This window comes from Siminovitchia terrae, from assembly GCF_003605405.2.
GTDB classification, from domain to species: Bacteria; Bacillota; Bacilli; order Bacillales; family Bacillaceae_C; genus Siminovitchia; species Siminovitchia terrae.
In genome coordinates this window covers 451022-474766 of the sequence record NZ_QYTW02000001.1, presented here as the reverse complement: position 1 = coordinate 474766, position 23745 = coordinate 451022, and the positions used below count along the sequence as shown (strand labels likewise).

At 40.7% G+C, this 23745-nt stretch carries 25 protein-coding genes and 2 pseudogenes; 23 read left to right on the top strand and 4 right to left on the bottom strand.

Features of this window, described 5'->3' with window-relative positions; all coding sequences use genetic code 11:
• The first annotated feature begins 57 nt into the window (after positions 1-57).
• Complete coding sequence (locus D5F11_RS02230; protein ID WP_120115691.1) at positions 58-504, top strand: DinB family protein; 447 nt, start codon at positions 58-60, stop codon at positions 502-504.
• A gap of 94 nt (positions 505-598) precedes the next feature.
• Positions 599-1124 (top strand): annotated as a pseudogene (locus tag D5F11_RS02225) (DinB family protein).
• 389 nt (positions 1125-1513) lie between these two features.
• Here the strand turns inward: D5F11_RS02225 and D5F11_RS02220 are convergent.
• On the bottom strand, positions 1514-3253 hold the full coding sequence (locus tag D5F11_RS02220; protein WP_120115692.1) for a hypothetical protein: 1740 nt from the start codon (positions 3251-3253) through the stop codon (positions 1514-1516).
• A gap of 216 nt (positions 3254-3469) precedes the next feature.
• Between D5F11_RS02220 and D5F11_RS27675 the strand changes: the two genes are divergently transcribed.
• On the top strand, positions 3470-3595 hold the full coding sequence (locus D5F11_RS27675; RefSeq protein WP_280519790.1) for a hypothetical protein: 126 nt from the start codon (positions 3470-3472) through the stop codon (positions 3593-3595).
• Positions 3596-3843: 248 nt separating this feature from the next.
• Here the strand turns inward: D5F11_RS27675 and D5F11_RS02215 are convergent, their stop codons facing one another.
• Entirely contained in the window at positions 3844-4056 is a 213-nt protein-coding gene (locus tag D5F11_RS02215; RefSeq protein ID WP_120115693.1) for a hypothetical protein, read from the bottom strand.
• Positions 4057-4736: 680 nt separating this feature from the next.
• Positions 4737-4940: a hypothetical protein gene (locus D5F11_RS25835; RefSeq protein WP_185830449.1), complete on the bottom strand. Its 204-nt coding sequence runs from the start codon at positions 4938-4940 to the stop codon at positions 4737-4739.
• Here D5F11_RS25835 and D5F11_RS27890 point away from each other — a divergent pair.
• From D5F11_RS27890 to D5F11_RS02135, 19 genes and pseudogenes are all read left to right on the top strand, one after another.
• Positions 4864-5703 (top strand): annotated as a pseudogene (locus tag D5F11_RS27890) (adhesive domain-containing protein); the annotation flags it as partial. The gene D5F11_RS25835 and the pseudogene D5F11_RS27890 overlap by 77 nt on opposite strands.
• An 85-nt stretch (positions 5704-5788) precedes the next feature.
• Positions 5789-7210 carry a hypothetical protein gene (locus tag D5F11_RS25830; RefSeq protein ID WP_185830448.1) on the top strand — a complete coding sequence of 474 codons (1422 nt, stop codon included), beginning with the start codon at positions 5789-5791 and terminating at the stop codon, positions 7208-7210.
• Between the two features lie 1081 nt (positions 7211-8291).
• Complete coding sequence (locus D5F11_RS02205; protein ID WP_120115696.1) at positions 8292-8504, top strand: hypothetical protein; 213 nt, start codon at positions 8292-8294, stop codon at positions 8502-8504.
• Between the two features lie 667 nt (positions 8505-9171).
• A complete protein-coding gene (locus tag D5F11_RS25825; RefSeq protein ID WP_185830447.1) occupies positions 9172-9327 on the top strand; it encodes a hypothetical protein in 156 nt (51 codons plus the stop codon).
• Positions 9328-9655: 328 nt separating this feature from the next.
• Positions 9656-9826 carry a hypothetical protein gene (locus tag D5F11_RS25820; protein WP_185830446.1) on the top strand — a complete coding sequence of 57 codons (171 nt, stop codon included), beginning with the start codon at positions 9656-9658 and terminating at the stop codon, positions 9824-9826.
• 51 nt (positions 9827-9877) lie between these two features.
• Positions 9878-10594, top strand: a complete 717-nt coding sequence (locus tag D5F11_RS02200) for a GntR family transcriptional regulator (protein WP_120115697.1) — start codon at positions 9878-9880, stop codon at positions 10592-10594.
• Positions 10595-10781: 187 nt separating this feature from the next.
• The gene (gene phnG, locus D5F11_RS02195) at positions 10782-11204 is read left to right on the top strand and encodes a phosphonate C-P lyase system protein PhnG (RefSeq protein ID WP_120115698.1); all 423 of its coding nucleotides are present in this window, start codon (positions 10782-10784) and stop codon (positions 11202-11204) included.
• Positions 11205-11222: 18 nt separating this feature from the next.
• Complete coding sequence (phnH, locus tag D5F11_RS02190; protein ID WP_120115699.1) at positions 11223-11813, top strand: phosphonate C-P lyase system protein PhnH; 591 nt, start codon at positions 11223-11225, stop codon at positions 11811-11813.
• Between the two features lie 3 nt (positions 11814-11816).
• On the top strand, positions 11817-12932 hold the full coding sequence (locus D5F11_RS02185; RefSeq protein WP_120115700.1) for a carbon-phosphorus lyase complex subunit PhnI: 1116 nt from the start codon (positions 11817-11819) through the stop codon (positions 12930-12932).
• Positions 12922-13794 (top strand): alpha-D-ribose 1-methylphosphonate 5-phosphate C-P-lyase PhnJ, encoded by an 873-nt coding sequence (locus tag D5F11_RS02180; RefSeq protein WP_120115701.1) that lies wholly within the window; start codon positions 12922-12924, stop codon positions 13792-13794. The genes D5F11_RS02185 and D5F11_RS02180 overlap by 11 nt, the downstream gene beginning before the upstream one ends.
• Entirely contained in the window at positions 13784-14623 is an 840-nt protein-coding gene (locus tag D5F11_RS02175) for an ATP-binding cassette domain-containing protein (RefSeq protein ID WP_120115702.1), read from the top strand. Before D5F11_RS02180 ends, D5F11_RS02175 begins: the two co-directional genes overlap by 11 nt.
• Positions 14624-14825: 202 nt before the next feature.
• Positions 14826-16001, top strand: coding sequence for a phosphonate metabolism protein PhnM (gene phnM, locus D5F11_RS02170; protein ID WP_120115808.1), 1176 nt, complete (start codon positions 14826-14828; stop codon positions 15999-16001).
• A complete protein-coding gene (locus D5F11_RS02165; RefSeq protein WP_120115703.1) occupies positions 15998-16630 on the top strand; it encodes an LbetaH domain-containing protein in 633 nt (210 codons plus the stop codon). Before phnM ends, D5F11_RS02165 begins: the two co-directional genes overlap by 4 nt.
• Positions 16631-17341, top strand: coding sequence for a phosphonate C-P lyase system protein PhnL (locus D5F11_RS02160; RefSeq protein ID WP_120115704.1), 711 nt, complete (start codon positions 16631-16633; stop codon positions 17339-17341). It begins immediately after the preceding gene.
• Positions 17338-18159 carry a PHP domain-containing protein gene (locus tag D5F11_RS02155; RefSeq protein ID WP_120115705.1) on the top strand — a complete coding sequence of 274 codons (822 nt, stop codon included), beginning with the start codon at positions 17338-17340 and terminating at the stop codon, positions 18157-18159. The genes D5F11_RS02160 and D5F11_RS02155 overlap by 4 nt, the downstream gene beginning before the upstream one ends.
• Before the next feature lie 174 nt (positions 18160-18333).
• Positions 18334-19359 (top strand): PhnD/SsuA/transferrin family substrate-binding protein, encoded by a 1026-nt coding sequence (locus D5F11_RS02150; RefSeq protein WP_120115706.1) that lies wholly within the window; start codon positions 18334-18336, stop codon positions 19357-19359.
• An 87-nt stretch (positions 19360-19446) separates the two neighbouring features.
• Positions 19447-20211, top strand: coding sequence for a phosphonate ABC transporter ATP-binding protein (gene phnC, locus D5F11_RS02145; protein WP_120115707.1), 765 nt, complete (start codon positions 19447-19449; stop codon positions 20209-20211).
• A gap of 11 nt (positions 20212-20222) precedes the next feature.
• A complete protein-coding gene (locus tag D5F11_RS02140) occupies positions 20223-21008 on the top strand; it encodes a PhnE/PtxC family ABC transporter permease (protein ID WP_120115708.1) in 786 nt (261 codons plus the stop codon).
• Positions 21008-21871: a PhnE/PtxC family ABC transporter permease gene (locus D5F11_RS02135; protein WP_120115709.1), complete on the top strand. Its 864-nt coding sequence runs from the start codon at positions 21008-21010 to the stop codon at positions 21869-21871. The genes D5F11_RS02140 and D5F11_RS02135 overlap by 1 nt, the downstream gene beginning before the upstream one ends.
• A 177-nt stretch (positions 21872-22048) precedes the next feature.
• Here D5F11_RS02135 and D5F11_RS02130 read toward each other — a convergent pair whose 3' ends face one another.
• Positions 22049-22498 carry an AraC family transcriptional regulator gene (locus tag D5F11_RS02130; RefSeq protein ID WP_120115710.1) on the bottom strand — a complete coding sequence of 150 codons (450 nt, stop codon included), beginning with the start codon at positions 22496-22498 and terminating at the stop codon, positions 22049-22051.
• A gap of 569 nt (positions 22499-23067) precedes the next feature.
• Here D5F11_RS02130 and D5F11_RS02125 point away from each other — a divergent pair.
• Positions 23068-23520, top strand: coding sequence for a hypothetical protein (locus D5F11_RS02125; protein WP_120115712.1), 453 nt, complete (start codon positions 23068-23070; stop codon positions 23518-23520).
• Positions 23521-23745: the final 225 nt, after the last annotated feature.

The following is a 23745-nucleotide window of genomic DNA, read 5'->3' as shown; positions in this document are numbered from 1 at the left end:
AATGCTCGCTGTGTAATATCATGGTGTTATAAAGAAAATATAAAGGAGTAGTGTCCATTGAAAGTAATTAAAAGGATGTATAATCATTTGAATTGGGCTAATCAACGTATTTTAGAGACCTTGCAAAATCTTGAACGTGACAATCCTCAGGCGAGACGTTTATTTTCCCATATCCTTTCCGCAGAGCAGGTTTGGTTAAGCAGGTTAAAAGGAGAGAGCAGTTCACAGCCTATTTGGGGAGAAGTTGAGATTGAGGTGTGTGCAGAAATGGTTAAAAAGAATAGAAATAGCTTCGATGCATTTCTTTCAAGTATTGACAAGGCTGACTTAGATCAATTTATTACCTATAAGAACAGTAAAGGGATAGAATTTAAGAATTCTATTGGAGATATTCTAACTCATGTCGCACTTCATGGTCAGCATCATAGAGGACAAATTAACGCTCAACTTCGTTCAAATCATACGGAACCAGTTAATACAGATTTTATTACTTTTGTAAGATAACAGGAAATTTGTTTCTTACTTGCTGCTGTACATTTCTATTAGGTCATCTGATTCACACAAAGTGTATATTTTTATAATATAAGGAGTACGATAAATGAATTTTAACATGCAAGAAGCTATAGAAGTTTTGGAACGTACACCACAAACATTGGAGTATTTTGTATCTGGATTTATCAAATGGATGGTTACAATGCAGTGAGGGTGAAGGAACTTGGAATGTTGCTGAAGTGATTGGACATCTGATTGAAGGGGAGAAAAATAATTGGATACCGAGGTTAGAACTGATTATTCAGGAAGGTGAAAATAAATCATTTCCCCCCTTTGATCGTGACAAACATTTAAAAGAAAGCCCTCAAAAATCGATTGAACAAAAGTTGCTTGAATTTAAAACGATTAGAAGAGCAAATATAACTAAACTTAAGACACTGGTTAAATCTGAATCTCATCTTGAAATGACGGGGTTACACCCTGAATTTGGTACAGTAAAATTAAGAGAATTGCTTTCTACGTGGGTTGTTCATGATTTAACCCACATTGCTCAAATAGTACGGGTAATGGCCGAAAGATACAGAGCAGATGTTGGACCTTGGAAAGAATATTTAGGTATATTGAAAAAATAAATAAGAAATTTGAACGGTAGTAATGAGTGATGTTTTTGTATTATTTATTAAATAGCTTTTTGGAAAATGAATTCTGCTTCCTTTTGGTTGGAGGGTTTAAAAGCCACACATCTTTTAAACGAATTTAACAAAAAAGCATATAAGAGAAATGGATCGTCACTAATTATGCATAGTTTGATATTAGACAGAACTATTTTTTAGTAGTTGAGAATTAGCTTTGTCATTTTATGGTCCACTTATGCAAAAGGTGATCTAAATAACTATTATATTATTAAAATTTCACAAAGGATTTTCAAGACGTAGTACGATGGGGGAAAGTCAGGAAGAATCTCATATCGATGCAAAAAGGCTTCCCAGAAGTTGATTCAACTTTTAGGAAGCCTTTTTCATTACGAAGGAACTATGCTTTCTTCAATTTCAACTTTGTAAGTGTCCAGGTGACTCGCCCGATGCTGTAAAAACTGACAATAGCCTGATAAATAATGTTCCACATCATCTATTCTCACCCGGAAAGAATGGTGACGAATGAAGAATCCATTTAAAATCAGAGCCGGTAATTTTTTGTACATGGCCAGCTCAGGGTAGAAAAATCCTACTCGTTGATATTCTGCCCGTCTATCAATAGTGTCTTCTAGGAACCTCTCGTCGATATGCTCCAGCAGGGAATCTTTGTTGAGCTCCTTGATTTTGTCGATCATTTTATATGCGGCCATTGTCAATTCCAAAAATGTAGGGTATGTAGTTTCTCTATGAAAAATAAAATGTAGGCGATTATTGCAGTTTTTCAAGCCGAAAATAAAATACTTATCTTTAGGTTCGTAATTTGTTAATTCATTGGCTGCATAGCTCAGCCAGTGGTCGTGGTGTTTCCAGTAGTCTTTTCTTATAAAGTATTCGAATGATTTTTTTGCTTCTTCCAGCCACTGATTGTCGCGGTCAATGGCATACAGACGCAACAGAGAAAAAACGGCTTCACCCTCATAATAAATGATTCTGTGCAGTTCTTTGACAGCAAAGGTCGGATAACTTAAAACATGGATGAATCCCCCATCAGGCAATTTCATGTGGATGATGCCTCGTGCCAAAGCCCGTGCGGCTTCAATGTATTTTGTGCTGCCGGTGACTTCCATATACTTGGTCATTGCTAAAATAGCAGTTGCATTTGAACCGAGCTTGATTTCATTGTTATTTGCCTGATCGACAACAAAAGCTGTCTCTTCAGGCAGGTCTTTTTTGTAGATAACAGCTTCCTTCATCAAATAATCCAGACCTTTTTCTACTGCTTTGATGATGGCAGGGTCTTGAATGATCTCATACCCCTCGGCCATGGAATACAATGAACTGGAGTGGCGAAGTATATTATAAGTGTTGATACGCCTGGCAAAGGCAGAGAAATACCCATATTCAAATTTGCCATCCGGTTGGATCTGATTGGTTAGAAAATAAGTTGCTTTATGAATAAGAGCTGTTGCTTCATCACGAATATTTTTCGTTTTCCGGACTCCGTTTGTCAACGGCCCGTCATATAAGTTATGAATCACATCAGAATCTCTGTCCTTAAAGGCACCCACAGTTTTAAACAGAAATACATTTTTTTCACCGTATTTCGTTTTTACAAACGGAAAGCGGACATGAAGGTTATATTTCATATAATTATTTATATTTTTTTCATCTAAAGCAATAGGCCCGTTTTTTGTACTCTTAATCATGGCGTTTCCGTTAATCTCTTGTTCCAAAAAGGCCAAACGAAATTCAGGATCAAACGAGATACCGTTACGGAAATAATTGATCCTTGTCTTGGCGATTTTGTCTTCCAACTGCTTAAATGGCAATTCGGTTATATCTTTAACAATATCTAATTTTAGCCATTGCGGGTCAAAATTGCTTTTTTGGATAAACGTGGTGACTTTTTTTCGTATACCCTGGAATGCCTTTGTGATATCTGAAGCTCCTTCTTTGAAAACACGTGCGCGGAACTGTGGGTTTCCAATTGAAAGAAAAATAATATAACGCTGCTCACCTGCAACTGAGGCTGCCGGAATGCCGTCATGACCAAACATTTTATTAAAATGAATTTCAAACTCGTCTAGTGTTTGATTAACATAACTGTAAGCTGTCAATTTTTCCATTAGCTTAGCTGCTCCTTATCTTAACTTTTTATAAAAGTCTTTTTTTATGTAGAAGGGTTTTGTCTATGAATCATTTCTTTTTCTTACATTTTTTGAAGTGCCTGTGTGAATCCGGGTAAAATGTTTATTTTTTCTCTTATGAAAGCTCTTCGCAGTCTGTTAGAACCGGATTGCATGGTTGTACATTTTTTCAGTAATTTCCAGTGAGAATTGCTGATGATTGTGGAAAATGGGTTTGTCTTTGCCGCCCACTCATCATGGTCAAAAAAGAATCAGGTGTTTAACTTCATTCAGCAGAAATCTCCCACTTCTATAAGTGGTGAGATGAATGCCTATTGGTAATCCATTCAGTGGGGGTTCAAACCCCGGCTGAATAAAGTCAAAGCCTCCGGCGGATGCCACAGATTTTCAGAGGAAATTTATCGAGCGGAGCTCGATAAAATCTGGGCGCAATTACGCCAAGGCGCATTTGATGATTGGTATCTTTCGGACGGAGAAAATGACCTCATAGCCTTGGGCTTTTGGAGTGACAGTCGTAATTTTAGCCCTGAATTGAGGGGGATCATCTATTCTGAATAAACCGATCTTTGTCACGGTTTGTCATCTTCTTTGTTGTCTTCCTCGAAAACGATGTCCTGATATTCCTCAAGCAGTGCGTCATCATTATCCTCCTCTTGCTCTTTCCTTTTTTTCCTGTTCTTTAAGATCTGTCTTATGGTTAGTAAGAGTAATGCAAGAATCAGAAAAGGTTTCAAATTGGTGAAAACTACGGTGATTATGCTTCCCAAACCTCCTGACCCCATTCATTCCCCTCCTTTTTATTTTTAGTATTAACATAGTTTCGTAACTTTAGAGTCTTCTTTGCTACTTCTAAAAAGTATGCCTATCATCTTAAACTAATTTTTTAAAATTATAAAGGGCAAGGATGAAAGTTGTCAAAAGCGGTCGAGGGATTCTGTGAATTTTTGACATTGTTATTGCTGAAGTCTGTAAAAATGACAAAATTTTCCCAAAAATAAAATGTATAGACATTTTTTGACGAAAGGCTCACATTTTTTACCAAAAAATAGTAAATAATCTAAGTGGATATAATCATATTGCCTGACAGTTATTGACAGTGTTTCACAAAAATAGTTAAGTATTATGCAAATGTTTCACTTGAAATATTCCTGCAATAAAAGGGGTGTTGCCATCAAAAAAAATTTTTAAAAATGAGCTTGCAGAAAAGAAAAATGAAAAGGTTTCGCTTTTTTCTTTTTGTGAGTTCAACCATTGTAGTCGACAAGTATTCCAGTTTTTGGTTTTAGGAAGGATGCTTCTCATAAGCATTGCTGAAACAGAATTCAGAAAAAAGGATATGTTCAGTCATTATTTATTTTTAAAACTATCGGAAAATTGTTGAAATCAAAAGTGGAATGGAGAAGAAGAAATTGAGAAAGAAGAAATTTGATTATAAGAAAAGAATGAATGCAAAACGCAATACCTACATAAAAAGAACAGCAGCCATTGCTACAACGGCTTTGTTGGTAGCAGCTCCAGCTGTTCTACCGAATAACTTCCAGATTCCAGGAATGACAATCAATGCAGCACAAGCTGCATCGTTGGCGGAAGTGAAGCTTCTATCAGATGTTTCGATTTCCTCAAATTTAACGGACCAAGGGGATGCGTATAAACTCGGGCTTGGCATGACAGGAACTGGTGTTGCGGATGTGGAATTGTTAAGCCCAGAGCGTGTGGTTGTGTTTTATGCACCTGAGTTGGCAGGAAAGATGAGTGCTGATGGATCTGCTAATGTGACAGTAGAAATTTTGCCGATTACGATGGATGATTTGCCGGCACTAGGTAATACTTTGAGTGGTGTAACAACTACATTAACTGGTACTGTTAATGAAGTGTTGAATGTTGTTGATAGCTTACAAAAGAGTATTATTCCTGATAGTTTCCTGACAATTAACGGAATAACTGAGTTAGGAAATGCAGTGGAAGCGCTAAATAATATTGACACAGCATTAGCTGATTTACTTAAATATGAAGATCAAGTGGATGTTGTCGTTAATGATGATGGTTCTATTGTTGTGAATTTCTCGGATGGTCTCGGAAACCATTTGGAAACGGCAGTGAATGATGTTGTTGTCAAACTCTTACAAGATGTAGTAGATGCACTAAATGCTGTCGAAATAAAAATCTTACCAGGTGCAGAAGCGATACCGGGGGTAGGTCTTATCATCGGAGGCTTAAACAACTTGGTAAATGGGGTACTTGGTACTGTTACAAGTACTGCAGGTCAAGTTGTTGGAGTTATTGATGATCTAACAAATGGCGCTATTGATTTATCAAATGATCTAGCTAGTGTACAAGTGATTGGAAAGACAACAGTTGACTTGAATGTCCTTGTTGAGAAGCCAGCTGGAATCCCAGGTGAAACGACTATTTCCGGGGCTGGAGTAAGCACTTCGGTTATTGATGCGGAATTACTGAGTGACATGACTGACTCTACAACAGTTGCTTTCAACGAACCAGATGATGGTGACGGAGATGCTGACGCTGATGCCGACGCTGATGCCGATGCTGACGCTGATGCCGATGCTGACGCTGATGCTGATGCCGATGCTGACGCCGATGCCGATGCCGATGCTGACGCTGATGCCGACGCTGATGCCGATGCTGACGCTGATGCCGATGCTGACGCTGATGCTGATGCCGATGCTGACGCCGATGCCGATGCCGATGCTGACGCTGATGCCGACGCTGACGCTGATGCTGATGCTGACGCCGACGCCGACGCCGATGCCGATGCCGATGCCGATGCTGACGCTGATGCCGACGCTGATGCTGATGCTGACGCCGATGCTGATGCTGATGCTGATGCTGATGCCGATGCTGACGCTGATGCCGACGCTGATGCTGATGCTGACGCCGATGCTGATGCTGATGCTGATGCTGATGCCGACGCTGATGCTGATGCCGACGCTGATGCTGACGCCGATGCCGATGCTGATGCCGACGCTGATGCTGATGCTGACGCCGATGCTGATGCCGACGCCGACGCCGATGCTGATGCCGATGCTGATGCCGACGCTGATGCCGATGCTGATGCCGACGCTGATGCTGATGCTGACGCTGATGCTGACGCTGATGCTGATGCCGATGCTGATGCTGACGCTGACGCTGATGCTGATGCTGACGCTGACGCTGACGCTGATGCTGATGCCGATGCTGACGCTGATGCTGATGCTGATGCCGATGCTGATGCTGACGCTGATGCTGATGCTGATGCCGACGCTGATGCCGACGCTGATGCCGACGCTGACGCTGACGCTGACGCTGATGCTGATGCCGATGCTGACGCTGATGCTGATGCTGATGCCGATGCTGACGCTGACGCTGACGCTGATGCTGATGCTGACGCTGACGCCGATGCTGACGCTGATGCCGACGCTGATGCTGATGCCGACGCTGATGCTGATGCCGACGCTGATGCTGATGCCGACGCTGATGCCGACGCTGATGCTGACGCTGATGCCGACGCTGATGCTGACGCTGACGCTGACGCTGATGCTGATGCTGACGCTGATGCCGACGCTGATGCTGATGCTGATGCCGACGCTGATGCTGATGCCGACGCTGATGCTGATGCCGACGCTGATGCTGATGCCGACGCCGATGCTGATTCTGATGGAGACAAAGACGGCTCAGGAACTGGCACAACAACGGGTGGAACTGGTAGTAGCGGAGGATCTGGATATGGCGACGGTACGTCAAATGCTGGATCTGGTTATAACAGTGGAAGTAAACTTCCAAACACGGCTACAGCTATTTGGACCATGGGACTTACCGGTCTGGGGGCTATGCTTGCTGGTATTGGAGCGAAACTCTTCGGACGCAGGAAAAGATAATATTTGTAACAAAAGAGGAAGCAAATGTTTCGGAGCATTTGCTTCCTCTCTACATCTGTAAAGGTTAATCGTAAGTCTATGCAATTTTTAAAAAATAAAGAGTTTCTTCTATATATAATAGTGAGCTTGTTCATCCTAATAGACGATGAGGAAGTAAATGTTCAAAGAAATATTGGATTAGGAAGTAGGCCTATCTCGAAAGCACTTAGGAGTGCTTTACTTATCGCTGAAATAGCAATCGGCTTTCCAGCACGAAAGCATCAAAGCAGTCTTTGATTGAAGCTTAGGAGCGGATCAAAGGATCAGTAGATGATAGTGATCTACTTACCAGTGAGCTCATTCAGCAGAAATCTCCCACTTCTGTAAGTGGTGAGATGAATGCCTATTGGTATTCCATTCAGTGAGGGTTCAAACCTCGGCTGAATAAAGCCAATGCCTCCAGCGGATGCCACAAATTTTCAGAGGAAATTTATCGAGCGGTGCTCGATAAAATCTGGGCGCAAATACGCCAAGGCGAATTTGATAGTAAAGCTTGGTGAAAGTTCTCCTTAGAAATTCCTAAGCTTGGCAAAACGCTGCCGGTTATAGAAGGAACGGATCAAGACGCTGTAGAAAAAGGTGTGAGTGATTTTTCCGAATCTGTTTACCTAGGTCGGAATGAGTAACTTGGCTTATCTGGTCATCACGATACTGTTTTTCGCAGCTTCGGAGATACAGAGATTGGAGATCATTTTATCATGATGATACCCTCCGACTCCTACACTTATGAAATCCGTGAAACAGAAATTTTCATATAGTAGATGGGAAAAGAAGGGTTGGTTATGAAACATGTTACCCATTTCAGTATGTCAGAAACGTTTCTCCTATAAAAAATCCAACTGTAATGCATAGAACGAACGGATAGGTTACCTATGTGTCCGCCTTGATTATTTGGGAATTTAGCACTTTTCTTGATGTAAGGCTTGCATTATTATAAATTTTATATCCATTAAAGCAGCAGAGAAATAGTTTATTCGTTACGCAAATTTTTCATTGCGAAACTGAGCGTTACTCATATTGTTGAGCCAGTCCCATCATGGCCGCTGACTGGATGACAACACATATTAGGCAATATTAGAAATAAAGCATTGGAGGCTCTCGCCATGAAAGAGAAAGAGGATCAAATTAATATTAAAATCCCCTACGAATTAAAAGCGCATTATTACAATATATGTAGAAGTAGGCATATCAATCCTTCAGCACTGATCCGAAAATGGATTGCACAATTTGTTGAAAGTGGAGATACAACCGTGACATTTCAGACCTTTTCAAATAGTACAAGAGTCGAATTGGCCAAATATCGTAGAAAAAAGTAAAAGGTGTGACCCTCGACCATTGAACGCATAAAGCCCCACTATTTCCCATTTTTTAGTTAGGGATACATCCTGCATGTTGGCTTTACTGTCCAATTCCTCATTTTGCTTTCCCGCAATGAACACAACTTTTTCAACACCATCCTTTTCAATTGTGGATTCAGTAAATTAGTTTTTATCACCATTTTCATCTTATATAAATCTGGGAGGGCTTATAATCAGCCGGATGCGGATGGAATCCCTGTAAAGGGGCCGGAAAATCGGACAATATGTTCAATGGTCCAGATCTCCCTCCAGGAATCTTTGATACTGATTCCAATTCTTTCCACCCCACTTTGATTCAGTCAATCCCTTACTAAAAGCGCTGTATCTGGGTAACCTTTAAAGATTATTCTTTAAAAAGCCCCAAAGACTGTAATCGAAAAGGCATCTATTGGATAAAGTTTCAGGACGTTTCATTAGTCAAGGAAGTAACGGAATATTAGACTTACGTTAGTGCCTCTAAAATTGCGTATTTACATAAAACCTTGTCATAAAGAGTCATCTTGTGCGTAACCTTTTTATCACAAAAGCGTGCCCTTAGTCCGCATATGGTTTGCCTGCAGCTTTCGCAACGTCTTTAAAATTTAACTTCATTCAGCAGAAATCCCCCACTTCTGTAAGTGGTGAGATGAATGCCTATTGGTATTCCATTCAGTGGGGGTTCAAGCCCCGGCTGAATAAAGTTAAAGCCTCCGCGGATGCCACAGATTTTATCGAGCGGAGCTCGATAAAATCTGTGCGCAAATACGCCAAGGCGCATTTGATCACAAGAAAAACGGGATGACATTAGGGAAAGACCTGCATTTAGATTGTTTATCCAATTAGGATTATAGAGGGAAAAACCAAGTCTTTATTTGGCTGTTAAAAATTTGATTGAGAATGCTAATGGGTTTAAGGTAGGAGTAGCTTATCTGTTGAATTGCTGAGTTCCATAAGAGGATCGTTAAAGAGTGGATTTTAGCGCGATAACTATATCGTACTTGGATTTGTAGAGCTAAGATATACTGCAAACGAAGAAGTTTACCTGTAGAATATGTTATGAAGTAAGGGGGAAGCAGAAAAATGGGTTTAACTTCATTCAGCAGAAGTCTCCCACTTCTGTAAATAGTGAGATGAATGCCTATTGGTATTCCATTCAGTGGGGGTTCAAACCCTGGCTGAATAAAGTTAAAGCCTCCGGCGGATGCCACAGATTTTCAGAGGAAATTTATCGAGCGGAGCTCGATAAAATCTGGGCGCAAATACGCCAAGGCGCATTTGATAAAGAGAAAAATTGCAGCTAACGATTATGAAGATAAAATAAAATCGGACTGCATTCACAGGAGTGGGCACGGATGAATCAAGATGTAGAGCAGATGATTGTAGATGATTTGCTGGAATCGATCATGCAGGACAAATTCAGGCCAAACGAACGGCTGCCTTCTGAAAACGAGCTGGCAAATGATTATAAAGTGCCGCGGATTAAGGTCCGGAATGCTCTTTTGAAGCTGGAGGAGATGGGGTATATTTACTCACAGCAGGGGAAAGGACGTTTTTTGAAGGGCAGCCAGCAGCAGATTGAGCTTCATTTAACAGGGAGTAAAAGTTTTACGGAAAAAATGTTAAGTGCCGGCTATCCACTTGAAACAAAAAATGTAAGTTGTGAAAAGGTTGCTTATCATCCGCGTATTTATTCGGCTTTGCAAGTAACAGAGGGAGAAGAGGTATTTAAAATCTCTCGATTGCGTTTTATTGAGGGAAAGCCGGTTGCGTTGCATAGTTCGTATGTAGCCAAGTTGACTTTTCCGAATATTGAGGAAGATGGGGTGCAGTTACGTTCAATGTTCGCGTATTACCGGCAAAAGGGATATACGGAGTTTACCAGTACCGACAGTCATTTGAGTATTTCCTTTCCAACGAGCGAAGAACGTTCAATGCTGGAATGTACCGCATTAGTACCGCTGTTAATTGTGGAAAGCAACTGTATCGCTTCGCCACAAAATAAAGTTTTAGAGTATACGAAAATCATCTATCGAAGTGACTCCTTCCAGTACGCCATCACTTCAAAATAAAATTAATTTTTGCTGTTCCGCATGTTTTTTGCGGAGCAGTTTTTTTATTTTCGCCCCAATCACCGGTTTTGAATATCTGATCTTCTATCCCTAATGCTTTCCATCCATCTTTACAATATCTTTATAAACCCTTTACACTGGCTAACTTGGCAACATGTTACGATCGGTTTGTAGGGAGGTGAGATCCATGAAAAGAAATAGGCGAATGCGCATTTTAATAGAAGGATCTCGGGATATACCGAAAAACTTAGCACATGAAATAGAAAAGAACCATTCTCTTGAAATCATTATGAAGCCGCAGGGAGCATTGACAATGATCAAAATGAGGGAGACAGCGAAAAAAACGCTGTTCTATCTTGGTGAAGTTTTAGTGACTGAATGCAAAGTGAAAGTGAGCAATCAAGTCGGCATTGGCATTGTCACTGGAATGGAGGAAGATCTTGCCTATCAGCTTGCTGTAATCGATGCGGCATTTAAAGCTGAGTTAAGCGAAATAAATGAATGGATTCCATTATTAGAAGAGGAAGAAAAGCAAATGATAGCTGCAAAGAGATTAGACGCAGCCATTATTCAAAAGACGAAGGTGAACTTTGAAACGATGGACGTTTAACCATAAAGGGGTGAAAAGATGTCGATAGATTTGGTGCACGATATTCAAAAGGGATTTCGGACAATCCTCCATTGTATGTCACGGCCTGGGACGATTAAGAGCATGGAAGAGTTTAATGACGGGATTGCCTCTTTTCCGGAGGGACTCCCCGCAACTTTTATTACTGCTTTGACATTGCTTGACAGGGAAGTCTCCTTTGCCCTTGTAGGTGAACAGACAAAAGAACTTGGAGATATGATAGCCGCTTATACAATGTCTGTTCAAGAGAGTCCATCTGCCGCAGAGTATGTATTCATCACGAAACAAGCAACAAAGGAACAAATTGTAAATGTTTTTCAAGAGATAAAAATTGGAACTCTTGTGAATCCACAGCAATCCGCAACGATTATTTTAGAGACAGAGTTCAGCAATGAAAAAGAATTGACTCTGGAAGGACCAGGGATTAAAACAACTGCGGAACTTTCGATTGCCAACTCCAAAGATTGGATCGAGGAAAGACGGAAAGCGAACAAAGAGTATCCATTGGGTGTTGATATGATCCTCATAGATGAACTCTCTAATGTTGTGTGCATACCTAGAACAACGGTCATTAAGATGTGTGGGGTGTGAAGAATGGCTTATGTAGCAGTAAAAGGCGGGACGGAAGCAATTGAAGAATCTATTAGACGGTTGACCTTTGAACGGATTCAATCAGAAGAAGTACTTGAGGTCAAAGCAATCATAGCAGGCATGCGAGGAATGGTTGACCAGGTCATGTCCGAGAGCAGCCTGTATTCAGAGCTGTTGGCAGCTTTGGCAATCAAGCAGTCTGAAGGAAACATGGAAGAGGCTGTCTTCCTGTTGCGTGCTCATCGTTCCACCTTGCCAAGAAATTATTATACCCGGGTGATTGAGACTAACAAAATGTTTGTTGAAAGAAGGATTTCCGCCAGTTTCAAGGATATTCCGGGTGGGCAGATTCTAGGAGCCACATATGATTATACACATCGGTTAATGGACTACGATCTGCTTTCGGAGACGAAGGATACGGTACTAGAATGGCTCGACCAATACGCGAAAGAAAATGAACAGATAGCAGATCCTTCCGTTCAAGCAGATTTGCCCAAGGTTGTAGATTATTTACGTAAACAGAATTTGTTCCCTATCTATGAAGAAGATGATACAGAGCCGCTTGATGTAACGAAGCGTAGCATCCAGTTTCCGACAACGCGCAGTGAGAGGTTGCAAATTTTAACCAGAGGTCAGACAGGGGCTGTCACTTCTCTTGGATACGCGGCGATAAGAGGGTATGGAGCAGTGCATCCGACAGTCGGAGAACTGCGCGTTGGAATGCTTCCATTGACCATCAGCGATCCAGCCGACCAAACAGATGATGAGGAAAATGATTATTATATAGGCGAAATAAAAGTAACGGAAGTTGAATCATTTATTCCGATTACCATCAAGAACGAAAAAAATGAAGAAGAGATTGAATTTGAGATTGGCTATGGGATTTGCTATGGGCAAAACGAAACAAAGGCCATTGCGATGAGCATTCTGGATCAAGCGTTGGAGCATGGGCAGAAAGACTACCCGACGCATGATGAGGAATTCATCCTTCTGCATATTGATTCAGTTGAATCAAGTGGATTCATCTCGCATTTAAAGCTGCCTCACTATGTTACGTTCCAGTCGAAACTGGACAGCGTGAGGAAAATCAAACAGGGGGCTGAAAAACATGAAAAATAAACCCCACTTTGCCTTGCTGGACGAAGGGTCGAAAAAAGAGATTCGAAGGGCGATCTTGAAAGCAGTCGCCATTCCAGGCTATCAGGTTCCATTTGCCTCAAGGGAAATGCCGATTGCGCGCGGATGGGGAACAGGCGGATTGCAAATCACCCTCTCCATCATCGGAAAGGAAGATGTATTAAAAGTCATTGACCAAGGGGCTGATGAATCAGTCAATGCTGTAAATATAAAAAAGCTTGTCAATCGGACAACGGGTGTTGAAACGACGACGGAAACAGGAGACGCGACAATCATACAATCGAGGCACAGAATACCTGAAGTACCTTTGACAGAGAATCAGGTGCTTGTTCTACAAGTCCCTATACCTGAACCACTGCGTTGGGTTGAGCCAAGTGAATGGAAAACGAAACAATTACATGCTGAGAATGAATACAGCGGTGCCTGGCTTATGCTGTTTGAGCAGATCATGAAATATGGAAAGACAGCAACGAATGCCGATCATCCGGTGCTGGTGCATGATCGGTATGTGATGGCTCCGAGCCCTATACCCCGCTTCGATAACACAAAGATGGATCATTCGGAGTCTTTGATCCTGCTGGGAGCTGGACGAGAGAAAAAAATCTACGCTGTACCTCCATATACGAAGGTAACTTCATTGGCATTCGAGGATTATGCGATGGAAGTGGAATCATTCGAAGGTAAGCATTGCCACTTATGTCATTCGACGGATGTGTTCTTGGATGAATTGGTGAATCCTGAAACGGACGAGACCTATTACCAATGTAATGATACGAGCTATTGCCTCGCCACATTGAACGAAAAAGCACTGAAAGCAGAGGTGGCGATTGAACATGCAAAATAAACCTGTTTTAAAAGTGGTGAATTTGAGAAAGCAATATGGTCCAGGCTGCGACCATTGCAGTAATGGAAACGGACTTTCCTTGGACAAAAATCGTTGTCTTAAATGCGGTACTGTTTATGCCTGTAATGATGTGTCGTTCGAATTGTATCCCGGTGAAATTTTAGGAGTCGTCGGTGAAAGCGGGAGCGGGAAGTCCACCATGATGAAGTGTCTGTATTTCGATAATGACGTGACTTCAGGAAAGGCATATATCAGCTCATACAATTATGGAAAAACAAATGTCTTTGAAGAGTCGCCTCAACAACTGCGTTATATAAGGAATACCATTCTTGGAATGGTGTATCAAAACCCGGTACTTGGATTGAAAATGGATTTTTCATCCATTGGCAACATCGCAGAAAAAATGATTGCTGCAGGCAACCGTAATGTGGAGCATATGGAGAACCGGAGTAAGGAACTGCTAAAGCACGTTCATATACCGATTACCCGGATCAAGGATGAGCCAAAGAAGTTTTCAGGTGGGATGCAGCAACGGGTTCAAATTGCTAAGGCCTTATCGAATCAGCCGCCGATTCTATTATTGGATGAAGTCACGACAGGCTTGGATTTATCTGTACAGGCGAGTGTATTGGATTTGATCAAAACAATCCGGCAGGAGCTGGGAATCAGCATGATTGTTGTCTCGCATGATTTGGCAGTCATTCGTATGTTGGCCGATCGGACAATGGTTATGCTGGATGGCAAGGTTATCGAGCACGGATTAACCGATCAAATTTTAGAAAATCCTCAGCACGCATACACGCAGCAACTTGTATATTCGCTGATTTAACTTCAAGCAGCAGAAGCCTCCCACTACTGTAAGTGGTGAGATGAATGCCTATTGGTATTCCATTCAGTGGGGGTTCAAACCCTGGCTGAATAAAGTTAAAGCCTCCGGCGGATGCCTCAGTTTTTCAGAGGAAATTTATCGAGCGAAGCTCTATAAAATCTGGGCGCAAATATGCCAAGGCACATTTGATTGGAGGGATATTGTGTATTTACTGACGAATGGCCGAATTGTTTTAGAGGACCAGATTGTCGACAATCATGCAGTCGTGATTGAGCATGACAGCATTGTCGCGATTATACCAGAACAGGAGGCTGCAACATACAAAGGCTATCAAATAATAGATGCAAACGGCGGTTACATCTCACCAGGATTCGTCGATATCCATTCGGATTATATAGAAGGAATTGTTTCACCTCGCCCAACGACATTGATGGACTTCAATATGGGAATTCGGGAAGCAGAGCGTATTTTGATCAGTCACGGTATCACTACCATGTTCCATTCTCTTTCAATCTATAAAGATGATGGTTTCAGCCATAAACCAATCCGGAACCCGAAAAATGTGAACCGACTCATTCATGCAATCAATGAAACTCATACAAGCGAGCATTTGATCCGAAATCGGATGCATGCGAGATTTGAAATTGACAACATTGAACAGGTGGATGCATTCGTACAGAATATAGAGGATGAAAAAGTGCATCTGATATCCTTCATGGACCATACGCCTGGACAGGGACAATATCGGAATCTGGAAATCTATCGTGAAACATTAAAGGGCTATAACGATATTACAGATGATGAAATAGATGAAATCATCACAAACGGCATGAAGAAGGACAAATTAACACTTGATCAAATTAAAGAAATAAGCCAATTGGCTTTGGAAAAAAATATAGCGGTCGCCTCACATGACGATGATGAATTGGAGAAGCTGTCCCTCGTCAAGAGCTACGGTACCACTATCAGTGAATTTCCAACGACACTTGAAGTGGCAAAAAAGGCGAAAGAAATGGGTCTATGGACAATTGCCGGCGCTCCGAATGTCATGCTTGGGGGCTCACATTCCGGCAACCTATGTGCAACAGAAGCCATTCGTGAAAGTGCCATTGATATTTTGTGCAGTGATTATTATCCGCCAGCGCTTCTACACTCCATTTTTCTGCTCGGGGAGAAGAAAGGGCAAGATTTGCATGAGATGTTTCAACTTGTCACATTAAATCCGGCCAAAGCAGTACGGATGGACGATCAAATCGGCTCCATCAAGGAAGGAAAGAAGGCAGATATCATCATTATTGAGAGAATGGATGATGGATTCCCTATGGTTACAGCTACACTCGTAGATGGGAAACTGATGACAAGGACGAATTATCGATGAATACAAAAGAAGTACAGCTGGGAAACGAGCCATTTATCCATGACCATGTGATGCTGAAAAACGTAGAGTTTGGGAAATACAATGAAGTGGGTACGTATAACTTCTTTGAAAATGTCATTTTTGGTGATTATTCCTATACTGGTCAGTTCTGCTTCATTCAAAATGCCGTAATTGGGAAATTTTCCAATATCGCAGCAATGGTACGAATAGGCCCTACTGATCATCCTTATGAAAGGCCGTCACTCCACCACTTCACCTATCGCAAGAAAATGTTTGGGTTCAGCGAGCAGGATGATCATGATTTTTTTGAGCATCGGGTAAGTCGCAAAGCTTTCATAGGTCATGATACATGGATCGGACATGGAGCCATTATCCAGCCGGACGTGACGATAGGGAATGGAGCGATTATAGGCAGCGGAGCTATTGTTACAAAAGACATCCCTCCTTATGCTATTGCTGTAGGAGTTCCGGCAAAAGTGATTAAATACAGGTTTCCCCCTGAGGTTATTGAGGGACTCCAAGCTATCCAATGGTGGGACTGGCCTTACGAAAAAATAAAAGAACATTTGGATGATTTCCACTTGGATATTGAACAGTTCATAAAAAAACATAACGGGAGGAAAGAATAAATGTCCCGATTACTAGAAGTCAAATCTATCTATAAATCATTCATGATTCATCATCTTGGAAAAAGAATCCATGCAGTGAATGACATTAGCTTTTCATTGGATGCAGGGAAGTTCATTGGAATAATTGGTAAAAGCGGCAGCGGAAAATCTACCATTTTGAAACTGATTTATCGCACATATTTACCTGAGCGCGGTGAGATTATTTACAACTCTGAGCGTTTCGGAAAAATAGATTTAATGAAAGCATCGGAAAGAGACATGATTTATTTACGGCAATATGAAATCGGCTATGTTTCACAGTTTTTAAGTGTCATGCCAAGAACGACTGCCCGTGAAATAGTCGAACAATCCGTACTAGAAATGGGGAAGACCCAAGAGGAAGCAAAAGTAATTGCTGAAGAAGCCCTGACTCATTTCGATTTAGATCCGGGTTTGTGGGATAACTATCCCGCTACTTTTTCAGGCGGTGAAAAACTCAGACTAAATATTGCCAGTGCCATTGTGAAAAAGCCTCGGTTATTGCTGCTTGATGAGCCTACAGCAAGCTTGGATGATGCTTCAAAGTTAAAGGTTCGCAGGGCTATTGAAAAGTTGAAAGATGAAGGAACGACACTCATTGGCATTTTCCACGACCTGGAATTCATGGAAGGGTTATGTGATAAAGTATTCGACTTTCAAAAAGGGAAGTGCTTGGAAGGAGTAGGAGCATGAAAGCTGATTTGCATGTGCATTCCAATTACTCTGATGGCTCAAATACAGTGGAGGAAATCATGGAGATGGCTGAACAAAAAGGGATTACACATATCAGTCTTGTCGACCATGACACCGTTCAGGGCATTGAGCATGCCCAGGAGGCAGGAGCAAGCAGGGGGATTACAGTGATTCCTGCTATTGAAATCTCAGCCTATGATTTTAAGAGGAATAGAAAGGTTCATATATTGGGCTATGCCTTTGATAAAAAGGCGGAGCATATCCAAAGACTATGCAGCCCTTTACTTCAAAGAAGACATGAAAACTCTTTGTGGCAGGTGGAACAGCTTCAGCAGAACGGCTATCAAGTGGTTCTTGAAGATATCCAAAAGCGGGCGGCTCAAGGCGGAACCATTTACAAACAGCATATCATGGCTTGTTTGACTGATGCTCATTTTTCTACTGAGGACTATAAGAAAATGTATAAAAAGTTCTTCAAAGGGGATGGGATCTGCGCCCGCGACATTGAGTATGTAGACGCCAATGATGCTGTAAAAGCAATTAAAGCAGATGAGGGTTTTGCTGTCTTAGCCCATCCGGGCCAGCTAGATTCATTCGACATGATTCCTGAGCTTGTACAAAACGGGCTGGATGGTATTGAACGCAACCACTATGATCATACAGCTCAAGATATTGTAAAAGTAGAGTCCTATGCCGCTGAATTTGGTTTATTCCTGACCGGAGGAAGTGACTATCATGGTGACTTTGGCACACCGATTCAGATTGGAGATATCGACTCTCCTACAACAGCCATTCAGACATTCATGGCGAATATCTAGGTATTGTAAAAGATTAATAAAGAGTATGTAAATTGCCCGAATTCCCTCAATAAATATGTTTGAATTAATGGTAAGTGGAATTTCTTCAATCTGGATTGGGGGGAATAAAGGTAGCAGGAAGCTGGTTGTCATCTCTGACGGAAAAATAGAACTATTCAGCTAAAGGAGCGAATCATGAAAAAGTCAATTTTATCAATCGTATTGTTAATTTTTCTTTCTGCGATTCTTGGAGCTTGTTCAAGTGAGAAGTCAGCTAGTTCAAAAGACATTACAATGGTATGGTATCCAAATGAATCCGGCAATGATTTAAAAGGTGCCAGGGACGAGATTGGTAAAATAATAGAAGAGGCGACTGGAAGAAAGGTAGAGCATAAACTGACAACGGATTATGCAGTGGCAATTGAAGCTATCGCCAATGGCAATGCAGAATTAGCATTTATGGGTGCACAAGGATATATCGAAGCAAAAAACAAGAGTAAGGATGTTGAGCCTGTTGTTGTACCAAGTGGTGCATCAGGAACATTAGATGACGCGGTTTATTATAGCTGGCTGGCTGTCAGGGCGGCAGATGCTGAAAAATATAAAACGAGTGGTGAGTTCTCTATCGATAACATCGTTGATTCCAAATTCTCTTTCGTATCAAACAGCTCGACTTCAGGATTTAAAGTACCGTCAACAGACATCGTTGCGCATTTCTCCCAACAAGATCAATGGAAAGACCTGACACCTGAAGATTTAATGGAAGGCGGAAAGTTTTTCAAAGAAGTGATGTATGGTGATTCACACCAAGGATCGGCTGTAAACCTACTAAGCAAACGAGCTGATGTTGCAGCGTTTTGTGATACGTGTGTTGGAAATTATATTGAAATCGCTGATGGAGATGAAAATCGTACAGGTGCTGTTTATCGGGTGAAAGAAGACGCAGAGGAGCCGTTTAATACACTGCCAGGTGAAGAATTCACGTTAATTAGTGTAACGCCTGTATTAAATGCACCTTTTGTAGCGAATCTGTCGAGCTTAAGTAAAGAAGATCTTGAGAAAATACAAGAGGGCTTCACTTCTGACGAAGTAGCAAACAATGAAAAGATCTTTGTTCCAGAAGAATCGGAACAAGCCGGTCTTTTCAAGAAAACGGATAAAGAAAAATTTGTCATTACGGATGATGCATGGTTTGATCCAATTCGTGAACTGTCAAAATAACAAACACATTGATGCAAAGGGGCGTATTTCTCCAATGTTTATACGCTCTTTTGTTTGAGTCAAAATCCAAATTGAGGAGTTTTTTTAATGTCTTTGTTAGCAGTGAAAGATATCTCTAAACAATATGAAAAAGATAAACGAGTATTGTCAGGGGTCAGCTTTGAGGTGGAACGCGGGGAATTCATTTCCATCATAGGGCCATCTGGTGCCGGTAAATCGACATTGCTCCGCTGTATAAACCGCATGGTGAATATATCAAATGGCAAAATTGTTTTTCAAGATGTTGATGTCATGTCTTTGAACAAAAGGGGTTTACGTAAGCATCGAACTCAAATCGGTATGATTTTTCAGCATTATAACCTAGTATCACGGTTAACTGTCATTGAAAATGTATTACACGGCAGATTAGGTTATAAAACAACTCTTCAAGGTGTGTTGAGCAGGTTTACCGAAGAAGAAAAGGCGGATGCATTTTCATTATTGGAGAAGCTCGGTATGAAGGAGCATGCATATAAAAGATGCGATCAGTTAAGCGGTGGGCAGAAGCAGCGTGTAGGTATTGCCCGTGCCCTTATACAACACCCGCAAATACTGCTTTGTGATGAACCAATTGCATCGTTGGATCCGAATGCTTCCAAAGTCATTATGGACTATTTACAAAGGATATCCAAGGAAATGAACATTACTTGTATTGTGAATTTGCATCAAGTGGATGTGGCGAAACGCTACTCAGACCGAATCATCGGATTAAACAGTGGACAGGTGGTTTATAATGGGAGCCCGGATGGTCTGACATCAAACGTCATTCATCGCATTTACGGTTCTGAGGCTGGCAATCTAATCATGGAGTGAGGGAGGAACCAATGAATATCGATGTGTTTAGGAAGAAGAAACAGCAACTTACTATATTTGCTCTCGTGATTATTGGTATTACACTCCTATCATCCAATCTGACTGACTTCGATTTTATGCATAGCCTCTTATCTGTACCCGAGGCTTTTAAATGGATGGGATCGAACCTGCTTATCACGAATGAAGCGTTGGAAAAGATGCCTTCCATCATGGATAAATTAATGGAAACGATATTCTTGTCCATTGCAGCTACGACTACAGCCAGTGTCCTTGCATTATTACTGGCATTATTAGGGTCACAGACAACAAAGGTTAACGATTTTTTCAGTACGTTAAGCCGGTTTATAGCCTCTGTATTTAGGAATATCCCGATTGTTGCATGGGCACTTATTTTATTGCTGTCCTTTGGTCAAAATGCCCTGACTGGTTATTTTGCCTTGTTTTTGTCAACATTAGGTTTTTTAGTCCGGGCATTTACAGAGACAATTGATGAGACGAGTAAAAGTTCTGTTGAGGCTCTGCAGGCAACAGGTGCTACTTATTTTCAAGTAGTTGGAAAGGCAGTTATTCCGGAATGTTCCCCGCAGATCATTAGCTGGATTTTGTTTATGATTGAAACGAATATTCGAAGTTCTACATTGATTGGAATTTTAACCGGGACAGGGATCGGTTTTGCCTTTGATTTATATTATAAGAACATGAATTATAGCGTGGTCAGTCTTATCACGCTCAGTATCATTGCTGTGGTTATAATGATTGAACTGATTTCCAACTATGTTAGGAGGGTTATTCTATAATGATTACAGCAAAAAGCAACCCGGCTTTTGGCACAATGACAACCAGTACAGGAAAAATAAAAATTACGAAATGGACTAAACCAAAGGTTGTCATGACAGGAACGTTTATTGTCCTAACAATTTTAACCATTTATGGGTTTTTGACACTCGACTATAAAGACATTCATTTCGTAGAAGCAACTATCGCCACATTGGATAATTTAAAGGTTATCTTTTTACAACCTTCCCTCAATAACTTTTCTTTCGTAGAAGCTCTACATCAAATTTCTTTGACAATCGGCCTGGCTGTTTTAGCTACGATTATAGGCGCCATATTATCCTTGATCATTGCTTTTTTTGCAGCTAAAAATCTCTCACCCAAGCCAGTTGCGAATGCGATCATTATTGTGATGGCTTTTATCCGAGCGGTTCCCACTGTATTATGGGTGCTTATCTTTGCGATAGCAGCAGGACTTGGCGCAGAAGCCGCTGTTTTGGGGATGCTGCTTCATACGGTTGCTTTTCTAGTTAAGGCATATTCGGAGGCGTTTGAGGATCTCGATGACGGGGTTATAGAAGCAATGCGGGCGAGTGGAGCAAATTGGTGGCATGTCATTACAAATGCTGTTTTACCATCCACATCAACTTCTCTTATATCTTGGACATTTCTTCGATTTGAGACAAACTTCACAGTTGCCGTTGCGATGGGTGCTGCAGCGGGCGCAGGTGGAATCGGGTTTGAGTTGTTCATGGCCTCAGGCTTTTATTTTGATCTTCGGGAAGTCGGATTTATCACATATGTGATCCTTTTTGTCGCTGTGATATTGGAGCTTTCTTCTACCCAAATAAAGAAACGCTATTTAATGAGGGAATCGGTTCGATGACGGAAAATAGGGGCATGTAATTCCATTGAATGGGGCTGTCCAGAAAGCCAGGTTCTTGCCTGACTTTTTGGACAGCCCCAATCTTGGGGTCAGACCCCATTCAGGTAGTTTGACTGCATCAATTGCATAAAAGGTATGTTGTTCATCTTTTGAATAGGGGAGAGTGACTCTATTTCGTTACTGTATAGGAACTAATATTTCGCACAAATGTTGCTCAATCATTTGTGGAGTATATCTTTCTATAATGGGTTGTTCTCTTATTGATAGATTATTTTTTTCTATTTCTGTAAAAATATTGTGCCAAAATTCACTGACTGCATCCTCTGTATGGTCAAGTAAGAAAACAGCGTATTTCCCACCAGAAAATTTACCAACTCGAGCTGGTTCTGCGATATGAGCATCTTTATTTATCACAGCACAAATATCATAACGACATTCTTCTTTAGGGATGATTTCCGGATTATCCCATGGTATACCTAAAATGGCAGAATGATCAAGTACACCATTCAACTCCGCCCACTTTTTAAAAGATTTCATTAGTTCTTTGTTTTGCTTTCCACCATACTCTCCGACCCTGCGGAAATAAGCAATTCTTGATTCAGGTAATTCTTCGATTTTTAGTTTCATATTTTAATTCTCCTTTCTTAGGTAAGATAATGTGCTTTAAAATGTTTTTCAATATATTTTTTAAAAAAATTAAAATTATTACAATAGAAAACATAAATGAAGGATTTCCAGAAAAAGTGACTGGAAATCCTTTTAAATGTTCATCGAACTTGTTTTTGCGGAGACTTCAGTTTTCTAAAGTGCATATAAATAAAGGCGGTTTTTTAGGTGTGAAATTCCATATTAATGAAATTAGTAGGGGAAGCGGACTAAAATAAATAAAATTTCTTTGGTTGTAATGTAAAAAAAATCCAAGAACAAACAACTTAAGTAGGGATTTTTTAAATCATATAAAAATTTATGATAAATCGTGTAGAATTTTTGAGTAAGGAGAGATGAATCTTTAAGGTTTTATTATTCAGGGGTTCGAAATTTTTATTTTTCTTATGAGTATTTTTAACATTTGGGATTTCTGTCATAAAATTGATGCGGCCTGTATACTAAGCTCGTAACTATGGTTTTTACAATTTATTACCTAATTATGACCCTGTGAAATGGAAAGTTTCTTTGTGAAGGGGGTTTAAACTCAGATGAGATTTTTAATATCTAGCATTCTTGCCTTATTTGCTTTCTTAATAACTTATATTCTTACCTTATTTTTTTTCTTTTTGTTAAATGTGCTAGCCATTTTCATAGGTTCTCAGGTCAATGATTACAGTTTTAATGAGCACTTTAATCTTTATTTAGTTTTTTATTTTCCGTTTATTGTATTATTGGGTTCTGTAGGGGTGGTTATTGGAGAACTTGTGTTGAAAATAACATTTTTAAATACAAATAATCGGCGATTGTTCTCGCTTTTAATTCTTGGGTTAGTATATGGTATATTCGTTAGTGCCTTACTTTATTTAACTGTGGACCGTTCTTTAACTGCAAGGGATATGAGCGACATCTTGGTTTTTATTATTCTCAGCGTCGCTGGTTCATTAACTTTCTTCGTTTCAAAAGTAATTACAGAAAGTCTATTTAGAAAAAAAGTTGTGTAATGCAAATAAAGGTGCTTATAATTGAAAACGGATTTGCCGCAACAATCATTCTTGATTTTGAACTGTCGATATCATTTCGTTAAATCCAGCAAAAATGTTGAAGCTCTAGCAAGCATTGTGAAGGAAACAGCGAAAAGTATTTTATTTCACGCCTGATTTTACAATTGCATGACAGCAACCATTATGCTAAGTAATGAAGCTTTATTCATCTTAACGAAAGGCGTT

Excerpts from the sequence above, each read along its gene's own strand:
- D5F11_RS25825 (WP_185830447.1), top strand. The coding sequence starts at position 9,172 with ATGAATGCCTATTGGTATTCCATTCAGTGGGGGTTCAAGCCCCGGCTG.
- D5F11_RS02160 (WP_120115704.1), top strand. The coding sequence starts at position 16,631 with ATGTCCCGATTACTAGAAGTCAAATCTATCTATAAATCATTCATGATT.
- D5F11_RS02180 (WP_120115701.1), top strand. The coding sequence starts at position 12,922 with ATGAAAAATAAACCCCACTTTGCCTTGCTGGACGAAGGGTCGAAAAAA.
- phnH (WP_120115699.1), top strand. The coding sequence starts at position 11,223 with ATGTCGATAGATTTGGTGCACGATATTCAAAAGGGATTTCGGACAATC.
- D5F11_RS02150 (WP_120115706.1), top strand. The coding sequence starts at position 18,334 with ATGAAAAAGTCAATTTTATCAATCGTATTGTTAATTTTTCTTTCTGCG.
- D5F11_RS02140 (WP_120115708.1), top strand. The coding sequence starts at position 20,223 with ATGAATATCGATGTGTTTAGGAAGAAGAAACAGCAACTTACTATATTT.
- D5F11_RS02165 (WP_120115703.1), top strand. The coding sequence starts at position 15,998 with ATGAATACAAAAGAAGTACAGCTGGGAAACGAGCCATTTATCCATGAC.
- D5F11_RS02130 (WP_120115710.1), bottom strand. The coding sequence starts at position 22,498 with ATGAAACTAAAAATCGAAGAATTACCTGAATCAAGAATTGCTTATTTC.
- D5F11_RS02215 (WP_120115693.1), bottom strand. The coding sequence starts at position 4,056 with ATGGGGTCAGGAGGTTTGGGAAGCATAATCACCGTAGTTTTCACCAAT.
- phnC (WP_120115707.1), top strand. The coding sequence starts at position 19,447 with ATGTCTTTGTTAGCAGTGAAAGATATCTCTAAACAATATGAAAAAGAT.
- D5F11_RS25830 (WP_185830448.1), top strand. The coding sequence starts at position 5,789 with ATGCTGACGCTGATGCCGACGCTGATGCCGATGCTGACGCTGATGCCG.
- D5F11_RS02205 (WP_120115696.1), top strand. The coding sequence starts at position 8,292 with ATGAAAGAGAAAGAGGATCAAATTAATATTAAAATCCCCTACGAATTA.
- D5F11_RS02155 (WP_120115705.1), top strand. The coding sequence starts at position 17,338 with ATGAAAGCTGATTTGCATGTGCATTCCAATTACTCTGATGGCTCAAAT.
- D5F11_RS02200 (WP_120115697.1), top strand. The coding sequence starts at position 9,878 with ATGAATCAAGATGTAGAGCAGATGATTGTAGATGATTTGCTGGAATCG.
- D5F11_RS02125 (WP_120115712.1), top strand. The coding sequence starts at position 23,068 with ATGAGATTTTTAATATCTAGCATTCTTGCCTTATTTGCTTTCTTAATA.
- D5F11_RS02185 (WP_120115700.1), top strand. The coding sequence starts at position 11,817 with ATGGCTTATGTAGCAGTAAAAGGCGGGACGGAAGCAATTGAAGAATCT.
- D5F11_RS25820 (WP_185830446.1), top strand. The coding sequence starts at position 9,656 with ATGAATGCCTATTGGTATTCCATTCAGTGGGGGTTCAAACCCTGGCTG.
- D5F11_RS02135 (WP_120115709.1), top strand. The coding sequence starts at position 21,008 with ATGATTACAGCAAAAAGCAACCCGGCTTTTGGCACAATGACAACCAGT.
- D5F11_RS25835 (WP_185830449.1), bottom strand. The coding sequence starts at position 4,940 with ATGCCAAGCCCGAGTTTATACGCATCCCCTTGGTCCGTTAAATTTGAG.
- phnG (WP_120115698.1), top strand. The coding sequence starts at position 10,782 with ATGAAAAGAAATAGGCGAATGCGCATTTTAATAGAAGGATCTCGGGAT.
- D5F11_RS27675 (WP_280519790.1), top strand. The coding sequence starts at position 3,470 with ATGATTGTGGAAAATGGGTTTGTCTTTGCCGCCCACTCATCATGGTCA.
- D5F11_RS02220 (WP_120115692.1), bottom strand. The coding sequence starts at position 3,253 with ATGGAAAAATTGACAGCTTACAGTTATGTTAATCAAACACTAGACGAG.
- D5F11_RS02175 (WP_120115702.1), top strand. The coding sequence starts at position 13,784 with ATGCAAAATAAACCTGTTTTAAAAGTGGTGAATTTGAGAAAGCAATAT.